The organism is Pseudomonas svalbardensis (assembly GCF_030053115.1).
GTDB lineage: Bacteria > Pseudomonadota > Gammaproteobacteria > Pseudomonadales > Pseudomonadaceae > Aquipseudomonas > Aquipseudomonas svalbardensis.
In genome coordinates this window covers 4,822,771-4,844,080 of record NZ_CP125619.1, presented here as the reverse complement: position 1 = coordinate 4,844,080, position 21,310 = coordinate 4,822,771, and the positions used below count along the sequence as shown (strand labels likewise).

22 protein-coding genes and 1 pseudogene are annotated in these 21,310 nt (G+C 59.9%); 16 read left to right on the top strand and 7 right to left on the bottom strand.

Features of this window, described 5'->3' with window-relative positions:
- Positions 1-2 precede the first annotated feature (2 nt).
- The 9 genes from kdpF (at position 3) to QFX16_RS22365 (ending at position 9,791) form a co-directional block, all read left to right on the top strand.
- On the top strand, positions 3-101 hold the full coding sequence (kdpF, locus tag QFX16_RS22405) for a K(+)-transporting ATPase subunit F (protein ID WP_095130908.1): 99 nt from the start codon (positions 3-5) through the stop codon (positions 99-101).
- A 167-nt stretch (positions 102-268) separates the two neighbouring features.
- Positions 269-1,975, top strand: coding sequence for a potassium-transporting ATPase subunit KdpA (gene kdpA / locus QFX16_RS22400; protein ID WP_283181385.1), 1,707 nt, complete (start codon positions 269-271; stop codon positions 1,973-1,975).
- A 10-nt stretch (positions 1,976-1,985) separates the two neighbouring features.
- Positions 1,986-2,666: a K(+)-transporting ATPase subunit C gene (kdpC, locus tag QFX16_RS22395; RefSeq protein ID WP_283181384.1), complete on the top strand. Its 681-nt coding sequence runs from the start codon at positions 1,986-1,988 to the stop codon at positions 2,664-2,666.
- An 11-nt stretch (positions 2,667-2,677) separates the two neighbouring features.
- Positions 2,678-4,747, top strand: a complete 2,070-nt coding sequence (gene kdpB / locus QFX16_RS22390) for a potassium-transporting ATPase subunit KdpB (RefSeq protein WP_283181383.1) — start codon at positions 2,678-2,680, stop codon at positions 4,745-4,747.
- A 54-nt stretch (positions 4,748-4,801) separates the two neighbouring features.
- The gene (locus QFX16_RS22385; protein ID WP_283181382.1) at positions 4,802-7,495 is read left to right on the top strand and encodes a DUF4118 domain-containing protein; all 2,694 of its coding nucleotides are present in this window, start codon (positions 4,802-4,804) and stop codon (positions 7,493-7,495) included.
- Positions 7,492-8,187 (top strand): response regulator, encoded by a 696-nt coding sequence (locus tag QFX16_RS22380; protein WP_283181381.1) that lies wholly within the window; start codon positions 7,492-7,494, stop codon positions 8,185-8,187. The genes QFX16_RS22385 and QFX16_RS22380 overlap by 4 nt, the downstream gene beginning before the upstream one ends.
- Positions 8,188-8,593: 406 nt before the next feature.
- Positions 8,594-9,112, top strand: a complete 519-nt coding sequence (locus QFX16_RS22375) for a GNAT family N-acetyltransferase (protein ID WP_283181380.1) — start codon at positions 8,594-8,596, stop codon at positions 9,110-9,112.
- A 78-nt stretch (positions 9,113-9,190) separates the two neighbouring features.
- Positions 9,191-9,457: a type II toxin-antitoxin system Phd/YefM family antitoxin gene (locus QFX16_RS22370; RefSeq protein ID WP_283184619.1), complete on the top strand. Its 267-nt coding sequence runs from the start codon at positions 9,191-9,193 to the stop codon at positions 9,455-9,457.
- Positions 9,450-9,791, top strand: a complete 342-nt coding sequence (locus tag QFX16_RS22365; protein WP_283181379.1) for a type II toxin-antitoxin system RelE/ParE family toxin — start codon at positions 9,450-9,452, stop codon at positions 9,789-9,791. The genes QFX16_RS22370 and QFX16_RS22365 overlap by 8 nt, the downstream gene beginning before the upstream one ends.
- A gap of 55 nt (positions 9,792-9,846) precedes the next feature.
- Here QFX16_RS22365 and QFX16_RS22360 read toward each other — a convergent pair whose 3' ends face one another.
- Both QFX16_RS22360 and QFX16_RS22355 read right to left on the bottom strand, forming a co-directional pair.
- Positions 9,847-10,452, bottom strand: coding sequence for a pyridoxamine 5'-phosphate oxidase family protein (locus QFX16_RS22360; RefSeq protein ID WP_283181378.1), 606 nt, complete (start codon positions 10,450-10,452; stop codon positions 9,847-9,849).
- 7 nt (positions 10,453-10,459) lie between these two features.
- A complete protein-coding gene (locus QFX16_RS22355; RefSeq protein WP_283181377.1) occupies positions 10,460-10,945 on the bottom strand; it encodes a GNAT family N-acetyltransferase in 486 nt (161 codons plus the stop codon).
- A gap of 140 nt (positions 10,946-11,085) precedes the next feature.
- On the opposite strand from QFX16_RS22355, the gene QFX16_RS22350 reads away from it, so the two are divergent.
- The 3 genes from QFX16_RS22350 (at position 11,086) to QFX16_RS22340 (ending at position 13,219) form a co-directional block, all read left to right on the top strand.
- Positions 11,086-11,511: a YybH family protein gene (locus QFX16_RS22350; protein ID WP_008151160.1), complete on the top strand. Its 426-nt coding sequence runs from the start codon at positions 11,086-11,088 to the stop codon at positions 11,509-11,511.
- Positions 11,512-11,591: 80 nt separating this feature from the next.
- The gene (locus QFX16_RS22345; RefSeq protein WP_283181376.1) at positions 11,592-11,942 is read left to right on the top strand and encodes a YciI family protein; all 351 of its coding nucleotides are present in this window, start codon (positions 11,592-11,594) and stop codon (positions 11,940-11,942) included.
- Entirely contained in the window at positions 11,942-13,219 is a 1,278-nt protein-coding gene (locus tag QFX16_RS22340) for an RNA polymerase sigma factor (protein ID WP_283181375.1), read from the top strand. The genes QFX16_RS22345 and QFX16_RS22340 overlap by 1 nt, the downstream gene beginning before the upstream one ends.
- A gap of 137 nt (positions 13,220-13,356) precedes the next feature.
- On the opposite strand, the gene QFX16_RS22335 is transcribed toward QFX16_RS22340, so the two are convergent.
- On the bottom strand, positions 13,357-14,211 hold the full coding sequence (locus QFX16_RS22335; RefSeq protein ID WP_033056778.1) for a LysR family transcriptional regulator: 855 nt from the start codon (positions 14,209-14,211) through the stop codon (positions 13,357-13,359).
- A 90-nt stretch (positions 14,212-14,301) separates the two neighbouring features.
- Here QFX16_RS22335 and QFX16_RS22330 point away from each other — a divergent pair, with 90 nt between their 5' ends.
- Positions 14,302-14,739 carry a multidrug/biocide efflux PACE transporter gene (locus QFX16_RS22330; RefSeq protein ID WP_283181374.1) on the top strand — a complete coding sequence of 146 codons (438 nt, stop codon included), beginning with the start codon at positions 14,302-14,304 and terminating at the stop codon, positions 14,737-14,739.
- 98 nt (positions 14,740-14,837) lie between these two features.
- On the opposite strand, the gene QFX16_RS22325 is transcribed toward QFX16_RS22330, so the two are convergent.
- Positions 14,838-15,860 (bottom strand): transporter, encoded by a 1,023-nt coding sequence (locus QFX16_RS22325; protein ID WP_283181373.1) that lies wholly within the window; start codon positions 15,858-15,860, stop codon positions 14,838-14,840.
- Positions 15,861-16,130: 270 nt separating this feature from the next.
- On the opposite strand from QFX16_RS22325, the pseudogene QFX16_RS29835 reads away from it, so the two are divergent.
- Together QFX16_RS29835 and QFX16_RS29830 are read left to right on the top strand one after the other, a co-directional pair.
- Positions 16,131-16,823: pseudogene (locus tag QFX16_RS29835) on the top strand (methyl-accepting chemotaxis protein); the annotation flags it as partial.
- A gap of 54 nt (positions 16,824-16,877) precedes the next feature.
- Positions 16,878-17,756: a methyl-accepting chemotaxis protein gene (locus tag QFX16_RS29830; RefSeq protein ID WP_439900139.1), complete on the top strand. Its 879-nt coding sequence runs from the start codon at positions 16,878-16,880 to the stop codon at positions 17,754-17,756.
- Positions 17,757-17,874: 118 nt separating this feature from the next.
- On the opposite strand, the gene QFX16_RS22315 is transcribed toward QFX16_RS29830, so the two are convergent.
- The 3 genes from QFX16_RS22315 to QFX16_RS22305 form a co-directional block, all read right to left on the bottom strand.
- Positions 17,875-19,053, bottom strand: coding sequence for a GAF domain-containing sensor histidine kinase (locus QFX16_RS22315; protein WP_283184618.1), 1,179 nt, complete (start codon positions 19,051-19,053; stop codon positions 17,875-17,877).
- Between the two features lie 134 nt (positions 19,054-19,187).
- Positions 19,188-19,493 carry a PepSY domain-containing protein gene (locus QFX16_RS22310; RefSeq protein ID WP_283181371.1) on the bottom strand — a complete coding sequence of 102 codons (306 nt, stop codon included), beginning with the start codon at positions 19,491-19,493 and terminating at the stop codon, positions 19,188-19,190.
- 109 nt (positions 19,494-19,602) lie between these two features.
- Positions 19,603-20,730 (bottom strand): glycerophosphodiester phosphodiesterase, encoded by a 1,128-nt coding sequence (locus tag QFX16_RS22305; RefSeq protein ID WP_283181370.1) that lies wholly within the window; start codon positions 20,728-20,730, stop codon positions 19,603-19,605.
- A 234-nt stretch (positions 20,731-20,964) separates the two neighbouring features.
- Here QFX16_RS22305 and QFX16_RS22300 point away from each other — a divergent pair, with 234 nt between their 5' ends.
- A complete protein-coding gene (locus QFX16_RS22300) occupies positions 20,965-21,291 on the top strand; it encodes a DUF2025 family protein (protein WP_283181369.1) in 327 nt (108 codons plus the stop codon).
- Positions 21,292-21,310: the final 19 nt, after the last annotated feature.

Genomic DNA, 21,310 nt, shown 5'->3' with positions numbered 1-21,310 from the left:
TCTTGTTAACACTCGAGTTCATTTACATCGCCAGCGGCCTGTGTGCCGCCTTGTTGTTTGCCTACCTGGGTTACGCCCTTATCCGTGCAGAGAAGTTTTGATGGCCGCAGTCATTGCGGCACAGGCTTTTTTATCAGCCCGCCAGGGCGGTCTTGAGAAAGGAAATCGGCAATGTACGACCTGATTTTTATGGGGGTTAGCGTGGTTTTTTTTGCTGCGACAGCCATGGTCATCGTCGCCATGGGCAAGCTTTGAACGGAGCATCGACATGTTGAGCACTATGCTGGAATTTGCGGTGATTCTCGGGTTGATGACCGGACTCGCCGTGTTGATGGGTAAGTGGCTGACGCTGGTATTTACCGGGCGTAAACATGCCTTGGCGGAGCGCGCTACTTATCGTCTGCTGGGGATCGATACGGCCGAAACGATGGGCTGGGCACGTTATGGCTCGGCCCTGCTGCTATCTAATGCGGCGATGATGTTGCTGGGATACATCGTGTTGCGCCTGCAAGTTTTCATGCCGCTCAACCCCTTGGGGCTGAACGCGCAAACCCCTGATCTTGCGTTCAACACCGCAGCGTCTTTTATCACCAACACCAACTGGCAGGCTTATTCAGGTGAAACCAGCCTATCCAACTTCAGCCAGATGGCGGTCATCACCTTCCTGATGTTCGTCGGCGCAACGTCCGGCGTTGTGGCAGCGGCGGGTTTCATTCGCGGCCTTAGTCGGTCGAACTCCGCTGATATCGGCAACTACTGGGTGGACTTCACTCGCACGCTGTACCGGGTGATGCTGCCACTGTGTTTTGGCATGGCGCTGGTTTATGTCTGGCAAGGCATGCCGCAAACCCTGAATTCCCAGGCACTGGCCACCACTCTGGAAGGTGCACAGCAGCAATTGATCGTCGGCGCGGTGGCGAGTTTCGAGTCGATCAAACACATCGGCACCAACGGCGGCGGCTTCTTCAGCATGAACGCCGCACACCCGTTCGAGAACCCGACTCCGCTGACCAACATGCTGCATATCCTCAGCATGCTACTGATCCCGTCGGCGCTGACGTACACCTTCGGCAGCATGCTGATGCGTCGGCGTCAGGGTTGGGTGTTCTTCGGCACGTTCCTGGTGATGTTCGTCGGCTTTCTGAGCATCGTTTACACGGCTGAACAAAGTGGCAACCCGCTGCTGACCCGGGTGGGCGCGGACCAAGTACTGTCGGCCACCCAGAGTGGCGGCAACATGGAAGGCAAGGAACTGCGCTTCGGGATTGCCGACACCAGCCTGTTCGTGACCACCACCACTGGCGCAACCACCGGCTCGGTGAACGCCATGCATGACTCGCTGACGCCCATGGGCGGCTTCGTACCGTTGGCGCAGATGATGCTCAATTGCGTGTTCGGTGGCGACGGTGTGGGCTTTATCAACCTGATCCAGTACGCGTTGCTGACGGTGTTTCTGGTGGGGATGATGATCGGTCGCAGCCCCGAGTTCCTCGGCAAGAAGATCGAGGCACGGGAGATCAAGCTGGTGATGCTGTCAGTGCTGGCGCACCCCATTTGTATTCTTGGCTTCACGGCCCTGGCGGCACTCTGGCCAGACACCATGAACAGCCTCAACAACCAGGGGCCCCATGGCTTCAGCGAGGTGCTTTATGCCTACACCTCGGGCACTGCCAACAACGGTTCGGCGTTCGCCGGATTGAACGCCAATACGCCGTTCTTCAACACCACAATCGGTCTTGCCATGTTGCTCGGACGCTTCTTCACCATGCTGCCGATGCTCGCCGTCGCAGGTTCCTTGGCGATGAAAAAGAACATCCCGGCCGGTGCCGGCACCATTCCGACCGCCACACCACTGTTCATGTTCCTGGTGGTGTTCGTGGTGCTGGTGGTGGGCGGCCTGACTTTCCTGCCGGCGCTCGCGCTCGGCCCGCTGGTCGAGCAACTGCAGTTGCTGTCTGGCCAGACCTACAAGTAAGGGGGCTGTGATGACTCAAGTACAAACACAAACCAAGATGCAATTTCTGTTTGTCGGCCTGTTGCGCCCGGTGCTGATTTCGGCGGCGTTTTTCATGCTGCTGACCGGGCTGGCGTATCCGTTGTTCACCACACTGGTGGCCAACGTGCTGTTCCCGTTTCAGGCCCAGGGCAGCCTGGTTGAACGGGATGGGTTAGTGATCGGTTCGGCGGTGATCGGCCAGCATTTCACCCGGCCCGAGTATTTCCAGGGGCGTGCGAGCATGACCCTCGGCGCAGATCCACTGGATCCGAGCAAAAGCGTGGCGCAGCCGTATAACGCAGGTTCCAGTGGCGCCAGCAACCTTGGCCCTACCAGCCAGAAGTTGATCGATGCTGTGGCCGTGCGGGTCGAAGCCTACCGCCGGCAGAACGGCCTGGCGGCAGATGCGCAGGTGCCGGTGGATGCGGTCACCTCGTCGGCTTCAGGCCTGGATCCGCACATTTCGGTGGCCAACGCACAGATTCAGGCGGCGCGCGTCGCACGTCTGCGCCACCTGCCGCCAGCCGATCTGTTGAAGCTGGTGAATACCCACACCGAACAACGCACCTTCGGCCTGCTCGGCGAACCCCGAGTCAATGTGCTGCAACTCAACCTCGCGCTGGATGCTCTGGCGCCTGCGCATCAGCCACCCCTTGCGGCCAGTGAGTAAGAGAAACAACCATGAGTAAGCAAGCTCGTTTGCCTTTGTTCGACCGTGGGTTGTTGCTCACGGCGTGCCTGGATGCCTTCAAGAAATTGCTGCCCCAGGCGCAGTGGAAGAACCCGGTGATGTTTGTGGTGTACCTGGGCAGCATTCTCACCACGCTGTTGTGGTTTCAATCACTGGGCGGCAAGGGTGAAGCCTCCAGTGGCTTCATTCTCAGCATCACGTTGTGGCTGTGGTTCACCGTGCTGTTCGCCAACTTCGCCGAAGCCCTGGCCGAGGGGCGCAGTCGGGCCCAGGCGGCCAGCTTGCGCGGGATGAAGCGCCAGACCCTGGCCAAGCTGTTGAAGCAACCCCGGCATGGCTCCGCCTGGATGCCGATGCCTTCCGGCGAACTGCTCAAGGACAATGTGGTGTTGATCGAGGCTGGCGATCTGGTGCCCCTCGATGGCGTGGTGATCGAAGGCGTGGCGTCGGTTGATGAAAGCGCGATTACCGGAGAATCGGCACCGGTGATTCGCGAGGCGGGCGGCGACTTTTCATCGGTAACCGGTGGGACAAAAGTGCTGTCGGACTGGCTGGTGGTGCGCATCAGTGTCAACCCGGGCGAGTCATTTCTGGATCGCATGATTTCCATGGTCGAATCCGCGAAACGCCAGAAGACTCCCAACGAGGTGGCGCTGAACATTCTGCTGGTGGGCCTGACATTTTTGTTTCTGCTGGTGATCGTGACCCTGGGCCCGTACTCGATGTTCGCGGTGGGCATGAGCGGAGGTGACGTGGTCAGCGCAACAGTACTGGTGGCGCTACTGGTTTGCCTGATCCCCACGACCATTGGCGGTCTGTTGTCGGCGATCGGTGTGGCGGGCATGAGCCGGATGATGTCGGCCAACGTCATTGCCACCTCCGGGCGAGCCGTGGAAGCGGCTGGCGACATTGACGTCCTGCTGCTGGACAAGACCGGCACCATCACGCTGGGTAACCGCCAGGCCAGCAGTTTCCTGCCGGCGCCCGGGGTTAAGGAGTCGGAACTGGCCGACGCTGCGCAACTGGCCTCGCTGGCCGACGAAACGCCGGAGGGGCGCAGTATCGTGGTGCTTGCCAAGCAGAAGTTCGACCTGCGGGCGCGGGACCTCAATGCCCTGGGTGCGAGCTTCGTGCATTTCACCGCGCAAACCCGCATGAGCGGCGTCGATCTGGCCGGTGGCCGGAGCATCCGCAAGGGTGCGGCAGATGCCATTCGCCTGCACATCGAGGCGCTGGGCGGCAGCTTCCCGTCCGCGTTGCAGGCCAGGGTCGATGAAGTCTCCCGTCGTGGCAGCACACCGCTGGTCGTGTGTGATGGCCAACAGGCATTGGGCGTGGTGGAACTCAAGGACGTGGTCAAGGGGGGGATCAAGGAGCGCTTTGCCGAACTGCGGCGCATGGGGATCAAGACAGTCATGATCACCGGCGACAACCGCCTGACGGCGGCAGCGATTGCCGTGGAAGCCGGGGTTGACGATTTTCTCGCCGAGGCTCGGCCGGAAGACAAGCTGCAACTGATCCGCGACTACCAGGCCCAGGGCAAGCTGGTGGCCATGACCGGAGACGGCACCAACGATGCGCCGGCACTGGCTCAGGCAGACGTGGCGGTGGCCATGAACAGTGGTACTCAGGCCGCCAAGGAAGCGGGCAACATGGTCGATCTGGACAGCAACCCGACCAAGCTGATCGAGGTGGTGGAAGTCGGCAAACAGATGCTCATGACGCGCGGCGCGTTGACCACCTTCAGCGTGGCCAACGATGTGGCCAAGTATTTTGCTATCGTACCGGCCGCATTCGTCGCGACCTACCCGCAACTGGGCGCACTGAACGTGATGCACCTGAGCAGCCCGAACTCGGCGATTCTCAGCGCGGTGATCTTCAATGCCCTGATCATCGTGTTTCTGATCCCGCTGGCGCTCAAGGGCGTGACTTACCGAGCCATCGGCGCGGCGGCGTTGCTCAATCGCAACCTGCTGATCTATGGCCTGGGTGGCGTGCTGGTACCGTTCGCGGGGATCAAGGTGATCGACATGCTGTTGACCGGGCTCGGCCTGGTTTGAAAGGACTGACTGCACGGCGCCGTGTATGGCGCCGTGCAGTTCAAAAGGATTGCCATGCCCGTTATTGATACGTTCACCGCTTCACGAGACGGCCGCCCTGATCCCGACACGCTGTTGGAGAAGCTGAAACAGGACGAACAGGCCGCCCTGCGTGGGAAACTGCGCATCTATTTCGGTTCCAACGCCGGGGTGGGGAAAACCTGCGCGATGCTCACCGCGGCCCAACGCGAAGTGACCCAGGGCCGTGACCTGGTGGCTGGCGTGATAGAAACCCATGGCCGCCGGGAAACCGCCGAACTGCTCGCTGGCCTGGAATTGCTGCCGCGTTATAACGTGATGCATCGCGAGTGTGCCCTCAGCGAGTTCGATCTGGATGCCGCGCTGGCGCGGCGTCCGGCGGTGCTGCTGGTGGATGAACTGGCCCACAGCAATGTTCCCGGTTCGCGTCACCCCAAGCGCTGGCAGGATGTCGAAGAACTGCTGCGCGCCGGCATCGACGTCTGGACCACCCTCAATGTCCAGCACCTGGAAAGTCTCAACGATATCGTCAGCGGGATCATCGGCATCCGGGTGCGCGAGACCGTGCCCGACCATCTGTTCGACGGTGCCCATGAAGTGGTGGTGATCGACCTGCCACCCGATGACCTGCTGCGCCGTCTCAAGGAAGGCAAGGTCTACCTGCCGCCCCAGGCCGAGCGCGCGTCCCGGCATTTCTTTCGCAAGGGCAACCTGCTGGCCTTGCGCGAGCTGGCGTTGCGGCGTACCGCTGATCGCGTCGATGCACAGATGCGCGACTATCGCCGCGAGCGATCCATCAATTCCCTTTGGCCCGCGCGCGAGCGTTTACTGGTTGGCGTGGCAGGGCACCCTTCGGATGAACGTCTGGTTCGTGAAGCGGCGCGTCTGGCACAAAAACTTGAGGCGGACTGGATTGTCGTTCATGTGCCTTCGGTGCAGCGACGTGGCGCGGGTGCGCACCGCTATGCCGCCGCCATGAAGACCTTGGCACTGGCCGCCGAATTCGGTGCCGACACTGCCACGCTCTCGGGCATGGACGTGGCCGAGGCTTTGGTGGCGTTTGCTCGTGAGCACAACGCCAACCGGCTGGTGCTCGGGCATTACCCGCGCAAGGTCTGGCAGTTTTGGCACCAGTCGGTCAGTGACCGCATCAGCCGTCGCCATCCCGAGATCGATCAGATTGTCATCGCCCATGGCCCACTGCCTATCGTGGTTGCGGTGGCGGTGAATACAGATACAGCGCTTCCGCCCAGCAGGGTTCCGGCTTATCTGTGGGCCAGCCTGGCCTGTTTTGCCGCCACGGCGGTGGCCGCGTTGCTGTTGCAGGTGTTTGACCTGGCCAACGTGGTCATGCTGTTTTTGCTCACGGTGGTGCTGGTCGCCCTGCGCTTTGGGCGAGGGCCGGGTGTCTGGGCGGCGATGCTGGCGGTGCTGTGTTTTGATTTCTTCTTCGTCCAGCCACGCTGGTCGTTTACGGTCAACGACACCCAGTACTTCTTTACCTTCGCCCTGATGCTGGGTATTGCGTTGATCACCGGGCAGCTCACGGCACGCTTGCGTCACGAAGCCCGCACCGCTGCCAGCCGTGAACGGCGCGCGACTTCGTTGGCCAGGTTGGCTCGCGACTTGTCGGCGGCACTGACGGTGGAGCAGATCACGGAGGTGGCGCTGCGCACCTTCAGCGGCGTATTTGAAGCGCGGGTCGGGCTGACACTGCCGGACGCCGCCGACAGTGTCCACGCTTGTGGCGCGGGTGCATTTGCGATCGATGAAAACATTGCTCAATGGGTTTACGACCATGGCCAACCCGCCGGCCAGGGCACCGATACGCTGGCCGCCGCTCAGGGCCGGTATTTGCCGTTGAAGGCGCCAATGCGCGTGCGCGGAGTGTTGGTGCTCGCGCTGGCTGAGCCCGAGCGGTTGAACGGGCCTGAAGAGCAGCGCTTGCTCGAGGCCTGCATGAGCCAACTGGCGATAGCGCTGGAACGGGTGCATTTCGTCGAAGTGGCGCAAAGCACCCTGGTGCAGATGGAGGGCGAGCGCATGCGCAATACCCTGCTGGCTGCGATCTCTCATGACCTGCGCACGCCGCTGACCACCATAATCGGCGCGGCAGACGCAGCAGCGCCCCATGCGCCGCCCGGACCGCTGACCCAGTTGCTGGGCGGTATTCGCGATCAGGCCAGCTCCATGCAGCGGTTGATCGAAAACCTGTTGGACATGGCCCGAATGCAGGAACGCGGTGTGCGCCTCAACCGGCAATGGCACTCACTGGAGGAAATTGTCGGCAGTGCTTTGCGTCAACTGCGCGAGCCATTGGCGCGGCATGTGGTGCGCACCGCCCTGTCGCCACTGTTGCCGTTGGTGGAAGTCGATGCGCTGTTGATCGAGCGCGTGCTGGTCAACCTGCTGGACAACGCCGCCAAGTACACCCCGGCCGGAACGCTGGTACAGGTTGTGGCCCGGCAAGAGGAGGACAGCATTGTGTTGGAGGTGATCGACGCCGGTCCCGGTTGTCCTCAGGGCAGCACGCCTCAGAGTTTGTTCGAACCGTTCACCCGGGGTCAGCAGGAGTCGGCCGTTGCCGGCATCGGCCTTGGGCTGGCGTTGGCAAAACGGATTGTCCAGGCCCATGGCGCAACGATCGAGGCTCAGCCTCAGGCCATCTCGGGCATCCGCTTTGTCATCACTTTACCGGCGGGTCATCCGCCTTCCATGGAATCGCTATGACGACCAGTGCACGCATCCTCATTGTCGAGGACGAGGCCAACATCCGCCGTTTCATCGGTATCGCGCTGCAGGACGAAGGTTTTCAGGTGTTCGAGGCCGACAACGTCAAACGCGCCCTGATCCACGCCGCCAGCCGTCAACCGGATCTGGTGATTGTCGATCTGGGCTTGCCCGACGGTGACGGCAAACAATTGATCAGTGAGTTGCGGGGCTGGATGACGGTGCCGATTCTGGTGCTGTCGGCCCGTGATCGTGAAGAGGAAAAAGTGGCGGCACTGGATGCGGGGGCGGACGATTATCTGGTCAAGCCCTTCGGCGTGCCCGAGTTACTCGCGCGTATCCGCGCCCAGTTGCGTCGGCATGTGCAAAACGGCACCGCCGCGGTCACCAGCAAGGTGACATTCGGCATGATCGAGGTGGACATGGCCACGCACGAGGTCCGGCGCGAAAACCAACCGGTCCATCTAACTCCCATCGAGTATCGCTTGCTTTGCGCGCTGATTCGCGGACAAAGCCGGGTCATGACCCATCGCCAGCTACTGTTGGAAGTGTGGGGCCTGGATTACGTCGATCGTGCTCACTATCTGCGGGTGCACATGGCGCACTTGCGGCAAAAACTGGAGGCCGATGCGGCCCAGCCGCAGCATTTCATCACCGAATTGCAGGTGGGATATCGCTTGGTGGGGCTGTAAAGCACGGCGAACGCTGGTCGCAGCGCCTGGCCGTGTGTCGCTCACTTGTCTTTCTTGATCCGGCGTTCGTGCAGGAAATCGATGTACAGCGTGATGAAACCGAACGAGGTAATGCTGAACAACACGAGTAGGCCGATTTGAGTCGAGCTCATGATCAAAGTCCTGGGGGGGGGATGAGGAGCGCTCAACCTGCCGTGGCTGGGCGTCATCAATCGTCGAGACACAGATAGATAATACGAACCCGGGGCCTTGGGTAGCGGTTATATGAAAGCTTTACGGCGCCGTCCTTGAACCCTATGCACTTCATACGAGGGGTGGGTATCGGGCGTTCGAGGGCAAGCAAGTATTGCTAGAATCGGCGAGCGTTATCCTGTCATCTCACTTGCCCCAAGGTCTGCGCTGCGCCATGAACTCGTCGAACCCTGTCATCCGAAACGCCCTGCCTACTGATCTGGACAGCTGTTACGCCATCGAAACCGTTGCCTACGAAGGCGACGAAGCCGCCACCCGCGAAAAAATCGCCACGCGCATTGCCACTTGGCCCGAAGGTTTCATCGTGGCCGAAGTCGATGGCGTTGTAGCCGGTTTCATCAATTCCGGTGCGGCGTTTCAGGTAGAAATGTCGGACGAGGCGTTCAAGGAACTGATCGGCCACGACCCGGCCGGCCCGCACGTGGTCATCATGTCGGTGGTGGTGCACCCGGATTTTCAGGGGCAGGGGCTGGCGAAACGGTTGATGGGCGAATTCATCGAGCGGATGCGCGCGTTGGGCAAGACCAGCATCCATCTGATGTGCAAGGAGCGGCACATTCCGCTGTATGCCGGGTTCGGGTTTGCCTACATCAAGCCTTCAGCGTCTGACCATGGCGGGATGGCGTGGCATGAGATGGTGTTGGAGTTGGGAAAAGAGCAAATGAATTCTTGAGATAAGTTTTTTAATGGCCTAAATTCAGACCTTGTTGCATTGGCCATCCTGTTCGGGTGGTGAGCAGAGGAATGAATGATGCGAGTTGAAACTATCAGTTTTGTTAAAAAGAATGCGGCAGCGCTGGATCTTTCTGAGCCGATGCTCGTCACTCAGAATGGCGTTCCGGCTTATGTGATCGAATCCTACGAGGAGCGTAAGCGGCGAGACGAGGCCATCGCGCTGATCAAACTTCTATCGTTCTCCTCTCGCGACAAAGAGCAGGGGAAACTGATTTCTGCCGACACTTTGCTGGCCAGACTGGAGCAGCGGCGTCAATTGCAGCAAGACGATAACGATGCCTGAGGCCTTCAGGGTAGAGTTTGCGACGGCTGCGGAGCATGGGGTTATTTCGCTGGAGCACCATCTCACGCAGCAATGCGGTCGAAAAAAAGCGGCAGAGATGGTTGATCAGTTGGTGATGCAGATCGTTACAGTTCTGAGCAGTCAGGCCCATGTTTACGGTGTTTGTCAGGAAGCAGCGTCGCTTGGGGTCACTCATTTTCGTGAGTACTTGCCCATGGGGCAGCGGGTCTTGTATGAGGTGTTCCCGAGTGAAAACCTTGTAGTGGTCGCTTTGGTTATCGGCCAGCGTCAAAGTATCGAGAAACAGTTGCTCGATTACTGTCTTCTCCTCTAACAGCTAGCCAAATCCCAAAAGGGTTGCCTCCAGGCAACCCTTTTTTCGTGTTTGATCAGTAGAGGCTATCGCGCACCCTGACCGGCGCTTCCCGGTCATACGTCTCGGCATCGAACTGCCCATCGTTCAACCGCTTGTGAAAGGCACCCGCCGTCGGCAGCGCCGAGCGTTCGAGGTGCTTTTGCGGGTTCCATAAATCCGAACGAACGATGGCTTTGGAGCAGTGGAAGTACGCCGCTTCGACCGTCACCAGCATCACCGTGCGCGCCGGTTTGCCATTGACCGCAAAGCTCTCCAGCAACCCAGGTTCGGCGCTGATCTTTGCCGTGCCGTTAACCCGCAACGTTTCGCCAATCCCGGGAATGATGAACAGCAGCGATACCCGCGAGTCGAGTACGACGTTACGCAGCGTGTCGATGCGGTTGTTGCCCGGCCGATCCGGGATCGCCAGGGTGCGTTCATCAATGATCCGCACGAAACCCGGCGTGTCGCCCCGCGGCGAACCGTCCATCCCGTCAGGCCCCACCGAGCTGACGATCACCAGCGGCGAGGCGCGGACCATCGCCTGATAATCCTCGTTCAAAAAAGGGATTTGCTTGCGCACGGCGCGATCGTGGGGCTGGCCGTAGAGGGCTTCCAGTTCTTCGATGCTGTTGAGCATAACCACCTCACAAAATCAGACCCATGCGCCGTTCGTAACCGATCCGGCCCCTGTAGGCTTCGCCGCTGTCGACCCAGCCGAATTTTGCGTAAAGCGCGATGGCCGATGCGTTATCCGCATCCACTGACAATTCCAGCCCCTTTATCTCCGGAAACGCCTGACGGGCCACGTCGGGCAGGGCTTGCAGACAGGCCTTGCCATAGCCTTTGCCCTGAGCCCGTTGATCGACTTGCAGTGCGTGAAGGGTCGCGCTGTGTTCATTGGCCCACGCCGGCAGCACGGGCGGGCGCTTGAGCAGCAGAAAGGCCACGGGAACCTCCTCGACCAGTAGCGCAAATCCTTTGACGCCGGGGCCGGGTTTGGACAGCAAGGTGTGCAACGCACCGTGAATGTCGCCGGAGAACCTGATTTGTTCTTTGTGAACTTCAATGGCCTCGACCTGCTGGCGCTGAAGCGCGTTCAGGCTGTCGTAAGGCACGAGTCGGGCTGTCACTGGAGTGTCCTTTTTCCAACAAAATGTGTTTCGGATTCTAACGAGTTTGCGTCCATGGATTATTTTTATTTGGACTGTCGATTTGGCTTTTCACCAGACGACTAAGGGTGTCTTCACAACAAAAACCACGGAGAAACACCATGAACGCTACCCACGAAATCCAGACCCTGATCGATACCTATCGTCAGGCGGTCATCGCCAAGGATGTCGAGAAACTCATGCCCCTGTATGCCGAGGACATCGTCTCCTACGACGCGGTCAAGGCCCTGCAATTTCGGGGCAAGGCTGCCTACCGCGCGCATTGGCAGGAATGCATGGAAATGTGCCAGGGCGCGCACAAGTTCGACTTCGACCATATGAACATCGTGGCAGACGAGCACATCGCCTTCGCCCATTGGCTGGCCCATTGCGGCGGCACCAACGAGAAGGGCGAGACCCAGGCCTGCTGGATGCGCGTGACCGCCTGCTATCGGCGCGACGATGGGCAATGGCGCATCGTCCACGAACACTGGTCGGCCCCGTTCGACATGATGAGCGGCACGGTGCTGTTCAACCTGGAACCCTGAACGTCAGGCCGATTCGTCGGGAATGTCGCGTAAGCGTCAATCAGCAGCCATAGTTGATCCGTTCGATTCAGGAGAGCCCCATGAAGTATTTATGCCTGGTCTACAGCAACGAGCACGAGTTGCACTCGCTGCCCGAAAGCCCGAATGACGCTGAATGCATGGCCTATGCTGAGGCGATCCAGGGCAGCGGCCGAATGGTCGCCGCCGAGGCGCTGGAATCGGTGCAGACCGCGACCACGGTGCGGATGCGCAACGGGAAGATGTCGATCACCGACGGCCCGTTCGCCGAAACCAAGGAGCAATTGGCTGGCTTTTACCTGATCGATGCCAAAGACCTCAATGAAGCCATCCAGGTCGCCGGCAACATCCCGGCGGCCCGGGTCGGCTGTGTCGAGGTGCGTCCCGTTCGCCAGTTGAATTCCGGCGCCTGATGTCTGTCGAGTCGGTACGGGCGCAGGTCGAGCAGGTTTATCGCGAAGAGTCACGGCGGATTCTGGCGACCCTGATCCGTTTGCTCGGCGATTTCGACCTCGCCGAAGAAGCCTTGCACGAGGCGTTTTTCGTCGCGGTCGAGCGCTGGCAGCGTGACGGCGTGCCGGACAATCCGCGTACCTGGCTCGTGTCCACGGGGCGCTTCAAGGCCATTGATGTGTTGCGGCGGCGCGCACGCTTCATCGCGTCGCAACCGATGTTGATCGCTCAACTGGAGTCGCTGGAGCAGGCCGACTGGAGTGATGAAGACGTGGAAGACGATCGCCTGCGCCTGATCTTCACCTGTTGCCACCCGGCACTTGCGGCGGACGCCCAGGTGCCGTTGACGCTTCGGGAAGTCTGCGACCTGACCACGGAAGAAATCGCCCGGGCGTTCCTGTCGTCGCCAGCGACTATCGCCCAGCGCATCGTACGTGCGAAGGCGAAAATCCGTGACGCGAAAATTCCTTATCAGGTGCCGACCCTGGCGGAGTTGCCCGAGCGCCTGGACAGCGTGCTGCGGGTGATTTACCTGGTGTTCAACGAAGGCTATTCCGCATCCATGGGCGCGGAACTGACCCGTGAGGATTTGACCCGCGAGGCGATTCGGCTCGGTCGTTTGTTGATGGAACTGCTGCCCGAACCCGAGGTGATGGGGCTGCTGGCGCTGATGCTGTTGCACGAGTCCCGACGCCCGGCCCGGACGTCGGCGAGCGGAGAGTTGATCGTGCTGGATGAGCAGGACCGTTCGTTGTGGGACGCCGAGATGATTGCTGAAGGTTGCGCACTGGTGGAGCGTGCACTGACAACCCGGCGCTTCGGGCCTTACTGCCTGCAAGCGGCGATTGCGGCGTCGCATGCCGAAGCGCCCACGGCGGCGGAAACGGACTGGCTGGAGATTGTGGGTCTGTATGACGTGCTGTTGCGGGCGGCGCCTTCGCCAGTGATCGAACTGAACCGTGCGGCGGCGATCTCCAAGCGGGATGGACCGCTGGCGGGGCTGAAGTTGATTGAAGGGATTCTGGCGCGGGGTGAGTTGCTGGATTACCACTTGGCGCACGCGGCGCGGGCGGAGTTTTGTCGACAGTTGGGAAGGGTTGAGGAGGCGCGGACGGCTTATGAGCGGGCGTTGGAGTTGACGCAGCAAGTGCCGGAGCGGCGGTTTATCGAGGCCCGGTTGCGGGAGTTGGATCGACCCCTCACCCTAACCCTCTCCCCAGAGGGGCGAGGGAACTGACCGAGTCGATATTTAGATATTCTGCGACCGGGGAAATTGAGTTGAACTCAGAATTTGAAAAGCACCGAGATCTGCTCCCTTTCCCCCCTCTCCCCCGTGGGGAGAGGGCTGGGGTGAGGGGTGGCCCTCAAGCGCCGCTATTCCAGCATTTTGCCTAACAACCAACTCCCCGCCGGCCCTGGCGGATGCAGCCGCGACCACAGTGCATCGACGAACACCGGTTTTGGCCAGCCGCGCACGTCCAGTTCCTGCAACGTCCCTGGCCCGAACCGCTCCACCAGCCACCGCGGCAACGGCGCCCAGCCGAATCCGCCCTGGGCCATTTCCAGCAGCATCAGATAACTCGGCGCCGACCAGACGCGTCCCTTCGCACGGCTTTCATACGGATTGACGATCGTCGCCAGACGCAGCTCCCGGTGTTGTTGCAACACGTCTTGATCGATGTGGTTCAGCGCCGCCAACGGATGCTCGCGGGACACGAACAGGGCAATCTCGGTCCGTTCTTCCACGGTCGAACTGACCAGGTCCGGCGGGTAACTGTCTTGTTTTTCGGCGAAGGCCACATGCGCCCGACCCCGTTGTACCAATGCCACCAAGTCATCGCATTCGGCGATCAGGCATTCAAGTTCCAGGTCCGGATAACGCTGCTCGAAGGCGCTGAGCGCCGCTTCGAATCGGTCGGACTGATACGTGTCGGAAATCGCCACGGTCAGTTTTGGCTCGACCCCTTGGGACAGTTGGCTGGCGGTCATTTCCAGTCGGCTGGTGGCGGCCAGGATTTCCTCGGCCCGTTGCAGCATCACGTGCCCGGCCGGGGTCAGGCTCGGTTTGCGGCTGCTGCGGTCGAACAGTGTCAGGTTCAAGTCGATTTCAAGGCTGGCCACGGCGGCGCTGATGGTCGACTGACTGCGGCCCAATTTGCGCGCCGCGGCGGAAAACGAGCCTTGAGTCGCTGCCTGAACGAAGGCCTGCAACACTTCTTGAGAGGCCATGAACTATCGCCTTGATCGATGGTTATTGGTTATGAAGTATCGGTGTGAAGAAGGATCATGGCAACCACAGTCACTCAGAGGAGTCTGGCCATGAGCGCCAACAAATCCATCACTGAACGTATTTTCCAGGCCGTCGGTTTCGAATTGCTGGCCATCCTGATCTGTACCCCGTTGCTGGCCTGGATCATGGACAAGCCGATGCTCGATATGGGCGTCGTGACCATGGCTATCGCGGCACTTGCCCTGGCCTGGAACGTGGTCTTCAACGGATTGTTCGACCGTGCGCTCAAACACTACAACCTCGTGCACAACGCGTGGGTACGTGTTGTCCATGCGCTGTTGTTCGAAGGCGGTCTGGTCGCGGTGGGTGTGCCGTTGATTGCCTGGTGGCTGAAGGTCAGCCTGTGGCAAGCGTTCGTGCTGGATATCGGCGTGTTGCTGTTTTTCCTGCCGTACACCTACGTCTACCACTGGGCGTATGACGTGGTACGGGAGCGGTTTGTCATGCGTCAGTCTTACGAAGCTTAAAAGCAAAGATCGCAGCCTCGTTTCACTCGACAGCTCCTACAGGGATCGCATTCCAATGTAGGAGCTGTCGAGTGAAACGAGGTTGCGATCTTTTGATCTTAATAATCCTGGCGCTTGCGAAACGCCCAACGCCCGGCGATCACGGTAAACGTCGCGACCAACGCCACCAGAATCCAGAACCCTTCCGGGTCGCCGGAAAGCGGCACCCCTCCGACGTTCATGCCAAAGAACCCGGCGATGATGTTGATCGGTAACGCCAGCACCGTCACCACGGTCAGGGTGAACAGCGTGCGGTTGCTCTGTTCGTTGAGGTTGGCGGCGATTTCTTCCTGCAACAGTTTGATCCGCTCGCCCAAAGCCGTGAGGTCGTTGATGATCAGCGCGAACTCCTCGGTGGACTTGCGCAGCTCCTTGACGTCTTCCTTCTGCAACCATTGCGGTGGGCGATTGAGCAGGCGCAGCAATGAGCCCGGTTCCAGCGCCAACAAGCGTTGCAGACGCACCAGCACTCGACGATTGGCACCCAGCTCAGCCCGGTTGGTCGACAGCCGCGAGGAAAGCAACTCATCTTCGATCTGATCGACGCTGAGGCTGGTCTTGCGCACGATCTGGGTCAGCACTTCGCCCTGATCGCGCAGTAGATGCACCAGCAATTCCAGCGGCGAGCGAAAATATTCACCGGCCTTCACCGAGGAACGCAGCTTGTCCACCGAGTGCAGCGGTTGCAGGCGTGCGCTGATGATCAGACGACTGCGGGCGCAGACCCACAGCGTCGAGACATCCGAGGAAACCATGCTGCTGAGGTTGAACACCACGTCGTTGACCACCGCCAGCAACGCCGAATCCACATGCTCGATGCGCGTCGAACGTGAACCCTCATGCAGCGCTTCGAAAAACTCGTCCGGCAACTCCAGATGGCTCTTCATCCAGCGCTCGCAGGCGGCGTGGGCGAGGTTCAGGTGCAACCAGAGAAATTCGTCGCTGTCGCCGGGCTGTTGCAGGCATTGCAACGCCTTGGCCGAATCGAGCTCGCGGCCGCGCTCGCCGGGGCGAAAACTGAAACCGTACAGCAGACCGAACAGGTCCGTGTCGCGATGACTTTGGTCGATGCTGTGGTTCATGAGGTCTCACTGTGAGGAGGCGCCTGTCGCGGGTTTCACAGGTTCACTTGAGCCGCATCATTGCAAGGATTTTTGACCGCCTTGTGACAGTCTAGTGGCGCTGAAAATTCACTCTACCGGTGGTCGGAAGCGTTAAAGAAAGGCTCTGGCACGCCGATGATGTTGATGTTGAACTTCGCGGTGCGGTCTTGGGCCAGCGTCGCTGACAGGGATGTCCGGACACCTTGCACGCCTGCCGGGCGTGCCTTATCCCTGTCATGAGATCACTCGATGTTTTTGCAAAAATCCCTGAGAGCACAAATCCTTGCCTTGTTGAGCGGCAGCCTGTTGGCCATGTTGCTGATTGCCCTGGCCTGCTTTCACTTTCTGTCCAGCGGTGTTCAGAACTACGCGAATCTGATCGAAGGCCCGCTGCATACCTCGCAATTGATCGATGAAGCCAACCTGCAATTCAAGGTTCAGGTTCAGGAGTGGAAAAACGTCCTGCTACGCGGCAAGCAGCCTGCGGATCTGGACAAATACTGGAAGCAATTCGAAGACCGTCAGCGCGATGTGCAGGGCATCCTCGGTGAACTGGCCGGGCAGAAGGGTATCCAGCCGTCACTCAAGACTCGCATCGAACGCCTGAGGGACGAACATCGCCTGTTGGGCGCGGCCTATCAGAAGGGCCGTGACGCCTACGTGGCGGCAGGCGCCAACCCAACGGTTGGCGACACGGCGGTCAAAGGTGTGGACCGCGCGACCAGCGATCAGATGAGTGAGTTGGTCAGCGAATTGCGCAAGCAGGGTGCCGAGCAATCGAGGCTGATCAGCGCCGACGCTGACCGCACCGTGTTGCTGGGGATCATTGTGATGCTCGCCTCGGGTCTATTGATCGGGTTATTTAGCCTGTGGCTGGTCAACCGCAACCTGGTGGAACCGATTCGCAAACTGATCGAGTACGTGGCGCAACTCAGTCAGGGTCGTTTCGCCGAACGCGTGGCCAGTTCCCGTCAGGACGAACTGGGCAAACTGGCGATGGCCGCCAATACCCTGCGCGATTTTCTTGCCGAAACCTTCAACCGTTTGCAGCGCAGCGCCTCGGATCTGGACAGCGCCAGCGGTGAGCTGAATTCCATCGCCACCCTGATGGCCAGCGGCACTAACGAGCAGTTCAACCGCACCGATCAGGTGGCCACGGCGATGACCGAAATGTCCGCTACCGCGCAAGAAGTCGCACGCCACGCTGCCGATGCGGCACGTGCCGCCGACGATGCCGACCAGTCCGCCCAGCAGGGCGAAAAGGTCATGCAGGGCACCATTCACACCATCACCCAAATGCGCAGCGAAATTGCCAATACCGCCACGGTCATCCGTCGTCTGGAAACTGACAGCGGGCGCATCGGCAAGGTGCTGGAAGTGATTCGCGGCATCGCCGAGCAGACCAATCTGCTGGCGCTCAACGCAGCCATTGAAGCGGCCCGTGCCGGCGAAGCAGGGCGCGGTTTCGCCGTGGTGGCCGATGAAGTCCGCAGCCTGGCTCAGCGCACGGCGGCGTCGATCATCGAGATCAACCAGATCATTCAAACGGTGCAGACCGGTGCGGTGAACGCCGCTCAGGCAATTGAAAGCGGTCAGTCGCGCAGTGAGGAAAGTGTCGAGCAAGTGACTCAGGCCGGCGCCATGCTGGAGCGCATCACCCTTGCCGTGGAAGCCATCCGCGACATGAACCGCCAGATCGCCACCGCCGCCGAAGAGCAGACCTCGGTGGCCGAAGACATCTCGCGCAACCTCACCGAAATCACCAGCATCGCCAGCACCAATCTGGACAATGTGCAGCGCACGGAAGCGGCCAGCCACAACCTGCACGGGTTGTCGGGGCAGTTGAATGAAGTGACGGCGCGCTTAAGCGCGTAACGGGAAGGGCTGTGTACCGGTTTGCTTACCGAGTCGGTACACAGTCGATCTCAAGTCCGCAGTGTCGATGTCGATGACCACGGTAATCTACTTTCGGTTCCTTGGTCAGTACGACCGCTTAACTCCGTGCTGGAAGACTGAAGGTAAACGTCGTGCCCTGTTGCTCGGTCGATACCACGTCCAGTTTCCCCCCATGGGACTGCGCAATCTGACTGGCAATGTACAACCCCAACCCGAGGCCGGCCTGCGGTGTTCCGCTGGCCGGTCGCGAGTAGGGCCGGAACAGATGGGGCAGCGCATCCTCGGCAATCAGCCCCTGATTTTTCACGCTCAGCACAAACTGTCCTTCATTGATCTGCGCGCTGATATCGATCGAGCCGTCGGGATCGCCATGAGCAACCGCGTTCGCCACCAGATTGGAGAGTAACTGCGCGACCCGCTCGCGATCGCAATGAACGCTGCGCAGGTCACCGATGGACGATTGAATGGTGCGGTCGGGATGGACGCTCTGAACCTCTGAAATCACATGCCGCAATGCATCCTCGAGATCCGGGCACGGTTCAATGTTCACGGGAATGCCACGGCCCAAAGAGCCGCGAGCGAAATCCAGAACGTCATCGACCAGTTTGGTCGCACGACCGGCGCTGGTGAGGATGTGCCGGGCCCGTTGCTGATTCGCCGGATCGGGTAGTTTGCGCAGGAGCATTTCGGCGCCGGCGCTAATGGCGAACAAGGGGTTGCGCAGATCATGTCCGAGCACGGCAATGAACTGCTCGCGTAGTTTGGCGGTTTCCCGTTCCTGCCTCAGCGCTGCTTCGGTCTTTTGCAGATTTTCTTCGGCCTCGATCTGCAGCGCCAGCATCCGGGCGAAGGATTCCATGGTGCTCTGGATCGTGCTGGATTTGAGGGGGGCAGGATTGGGGTCAAGGGCGCAGATGGTGCCGAAAAAGCGTCCGTCGGTGCGGAAAATCGGCACGGCGATATAGCTTTCGAACTGATAGAGGCGAGGGGTGTGGTGATCGCGGTAAAGCGGGTCTTCACTGGCCTTGTCGATGACCACCGAATGATGCGCCTGACGAATTTCGTGGCACAGGGTCGTGACAAGGTCCAGCTCACCGCCGACCTGCAAACCGAAATTCAGCTGGTCGAGCACCGCACACGCTGTCCACGACTCTTCGGTGACCCGAGCTACGGCGGCAAAGCGCAGGCCTGTCAGTTCACGGATCACTTGAAGAATCGCCGGCACCGCACTGATCCGAGCGATCGTGGCGATGTCTGCTGCCGCTGCTTGCCCCATTTCAATCCATCTCTGCATGAACAGTGTGGTGGGATTCTAGCGGGCTGATGCTGCGTTGGTGCGATTTGATTGCTTGAATTTGACGTGCAAAAAAGCCGCACGATCCGAAGATCGTGCGGCTTGGTGTTTGTGCATCAGGTGTCTTGCTTGTCGCTCAGGACTTTACCGGTGGCGGCATCAAAATCCACGTCCCACTCTTTTCCGTCAGCGGTTTTCAGTTCGACTTCGTATTCATAGTTGTTGAAATGGTTATCCAGATCCGTGTCGGTGATGGTCGCACCTGGATGCAACTTCAGAGCAGCCTGGTTCATTTCTTCCAATGGCTTGATCTTGCCGCTTTTGACCAGCTCAGGGATCTGGTCGACGCGAACATCGGCCTGGGCCAGGCCAGCGGTGAGGGTCAGGGCAGCGGCAGTGAACAGGGCAGTCAGGGTTTTCATGAGGTTCTATCCTTGGGTGATCTGTTTAAGTGGGATCAGGTTAACCGGCGCAACTTAATCCACCCTTAATTCTCCGAACGCGACTGAGTGAAGATCGTTCCCTCGTTCATCAGTACCCGTTGTTCTGCAACAACTGCGCAACACTGGCCGCCGCCGGGCGCTTGTAGAACTTGAGCAGTTCGCTGGCGCGGTTGGTGAAGATGCCGTCGACGCCGGCGTCCATGACTTTCTGGTAATCCACGGCATCGTCGATGGTGTACACGTGCACCAACAAGCCCTGATCGTGGGTGTATTGGTTCATCCAGGGTTGCACCAGGTCCGAGTAACTCTGATCACCACCCTTGGTCAGCGCGGCAGAAGGGCCGGTGCCGATCGCGCCCTGGGCTTTGGCGTACTCGACCCATTGCTGGAATTCGGCTTTGTCTTTCGGTTGCTGTTTGGCGTAGTAAGTGGCTTTGTCCTTGTCGCCGGACTCGGCAAACGTCACCTTGGATTTCGGTTCAATACTGCCTTCACCGACCCACAGCAGGAGGATTTTCGGCACTTTCGGCATTTCCTTCTCGAGCAGTTCGAGGCTGCTCTTCTCGAAGGTTTGCAGCACGACTTTACCTTTGCCCTGGCCAACCGCCAGATCGCTCTTCGCCAGTTTCGAGCCGGCCGGGCTCAACCAACCGCGATCCTGGAGTTTTTCCTTGAGGTCGCGCTCGATCCCGGGAAACTGCTTCGGTTCTTTGGTTTCGATGTACAGACCGGGCTTGTGCAGCGGATTGCCTTGGGCAATGTCGATGATTTCGTCGAGGGTCAGAACTTTCAGACCGACGTACGCAGGACGCGCGCGATCCGGGTAGGCAGCGTTGAACCAGCTCCCGGCATCGAGGGTTTTCAGCTCGGCGATAGTGAACTCGTTGGCCGGGCGGTCCTTGCGCTCAGGGAATTTACTGGCGACGTCGGTGGTGCGTTGCAGGTTGTCATCGTGCAGGGCGAACAGCACGCCATCCTTGCTGCGTTGCACGTCCATTTCCAGGTAGTCGGCACCCAGATCGCGGGCCAGTTTGTAGGCGGCGGCGGTGGATTCCGGTGCATCGAACGACGCGCCACGGTGGGCGATCACGGCCGGATGCGGGATGCCCGTGCGGGTTGCCAGTGCGGTGGGGCTTGGCTCGCTGGCGGCCTGTGCCTGGCCGAGGCCCAGCATCAGACTCAGCAACAGGGCGCTCTTGGTGAAGGTAACAGGCATGGTCGAGGTCCTTTCGCAGATTTTCAAAGACGTATCTTTTAACAACTGAGCGCCGCTTGCGCTATCGCCAGACCGACATAAACGTGTTTAAAGCAGATTTTTTCAGCGCTTTTGTGCGCTTCTTTGCAGTACTCTTGGCCCCGGCAGTTACCCCGACAGAGGGAACGCCCATTCGCTTGCCCTGCGTGTAAACCATCGATCACCGGTCCTTTGCGACCTTCTGTGAGGTTTATCATGCGCATCACTTCCGAGCTCATCTGCCAGGCCGCCGACCAACTCAAAGGCTTCGTCGGCCTCAATCGCAAGACCGGCCAGTACATTGTTCGTTTCAGCGAAGACTCTTTCGGCATGGACGTGGCTGACGACGGCATTATTCCCACCAGCGAATTCGTCTGGGCCTCAGGTACCGCGCAGGCCATGACGCTCAAGCGTGAGTTGATTCAGTTGCTGCTGGATCAGAACATCGATGATCGGATCAACATCACCGAGCCGTTGCGGGTGTACATGAATCGGCGGGAAGTGCCGGAGATTTCGGCGGTTCGCAGTCTCGTGCAGAGCTGAGTTTTGCGGTGACTGCGTC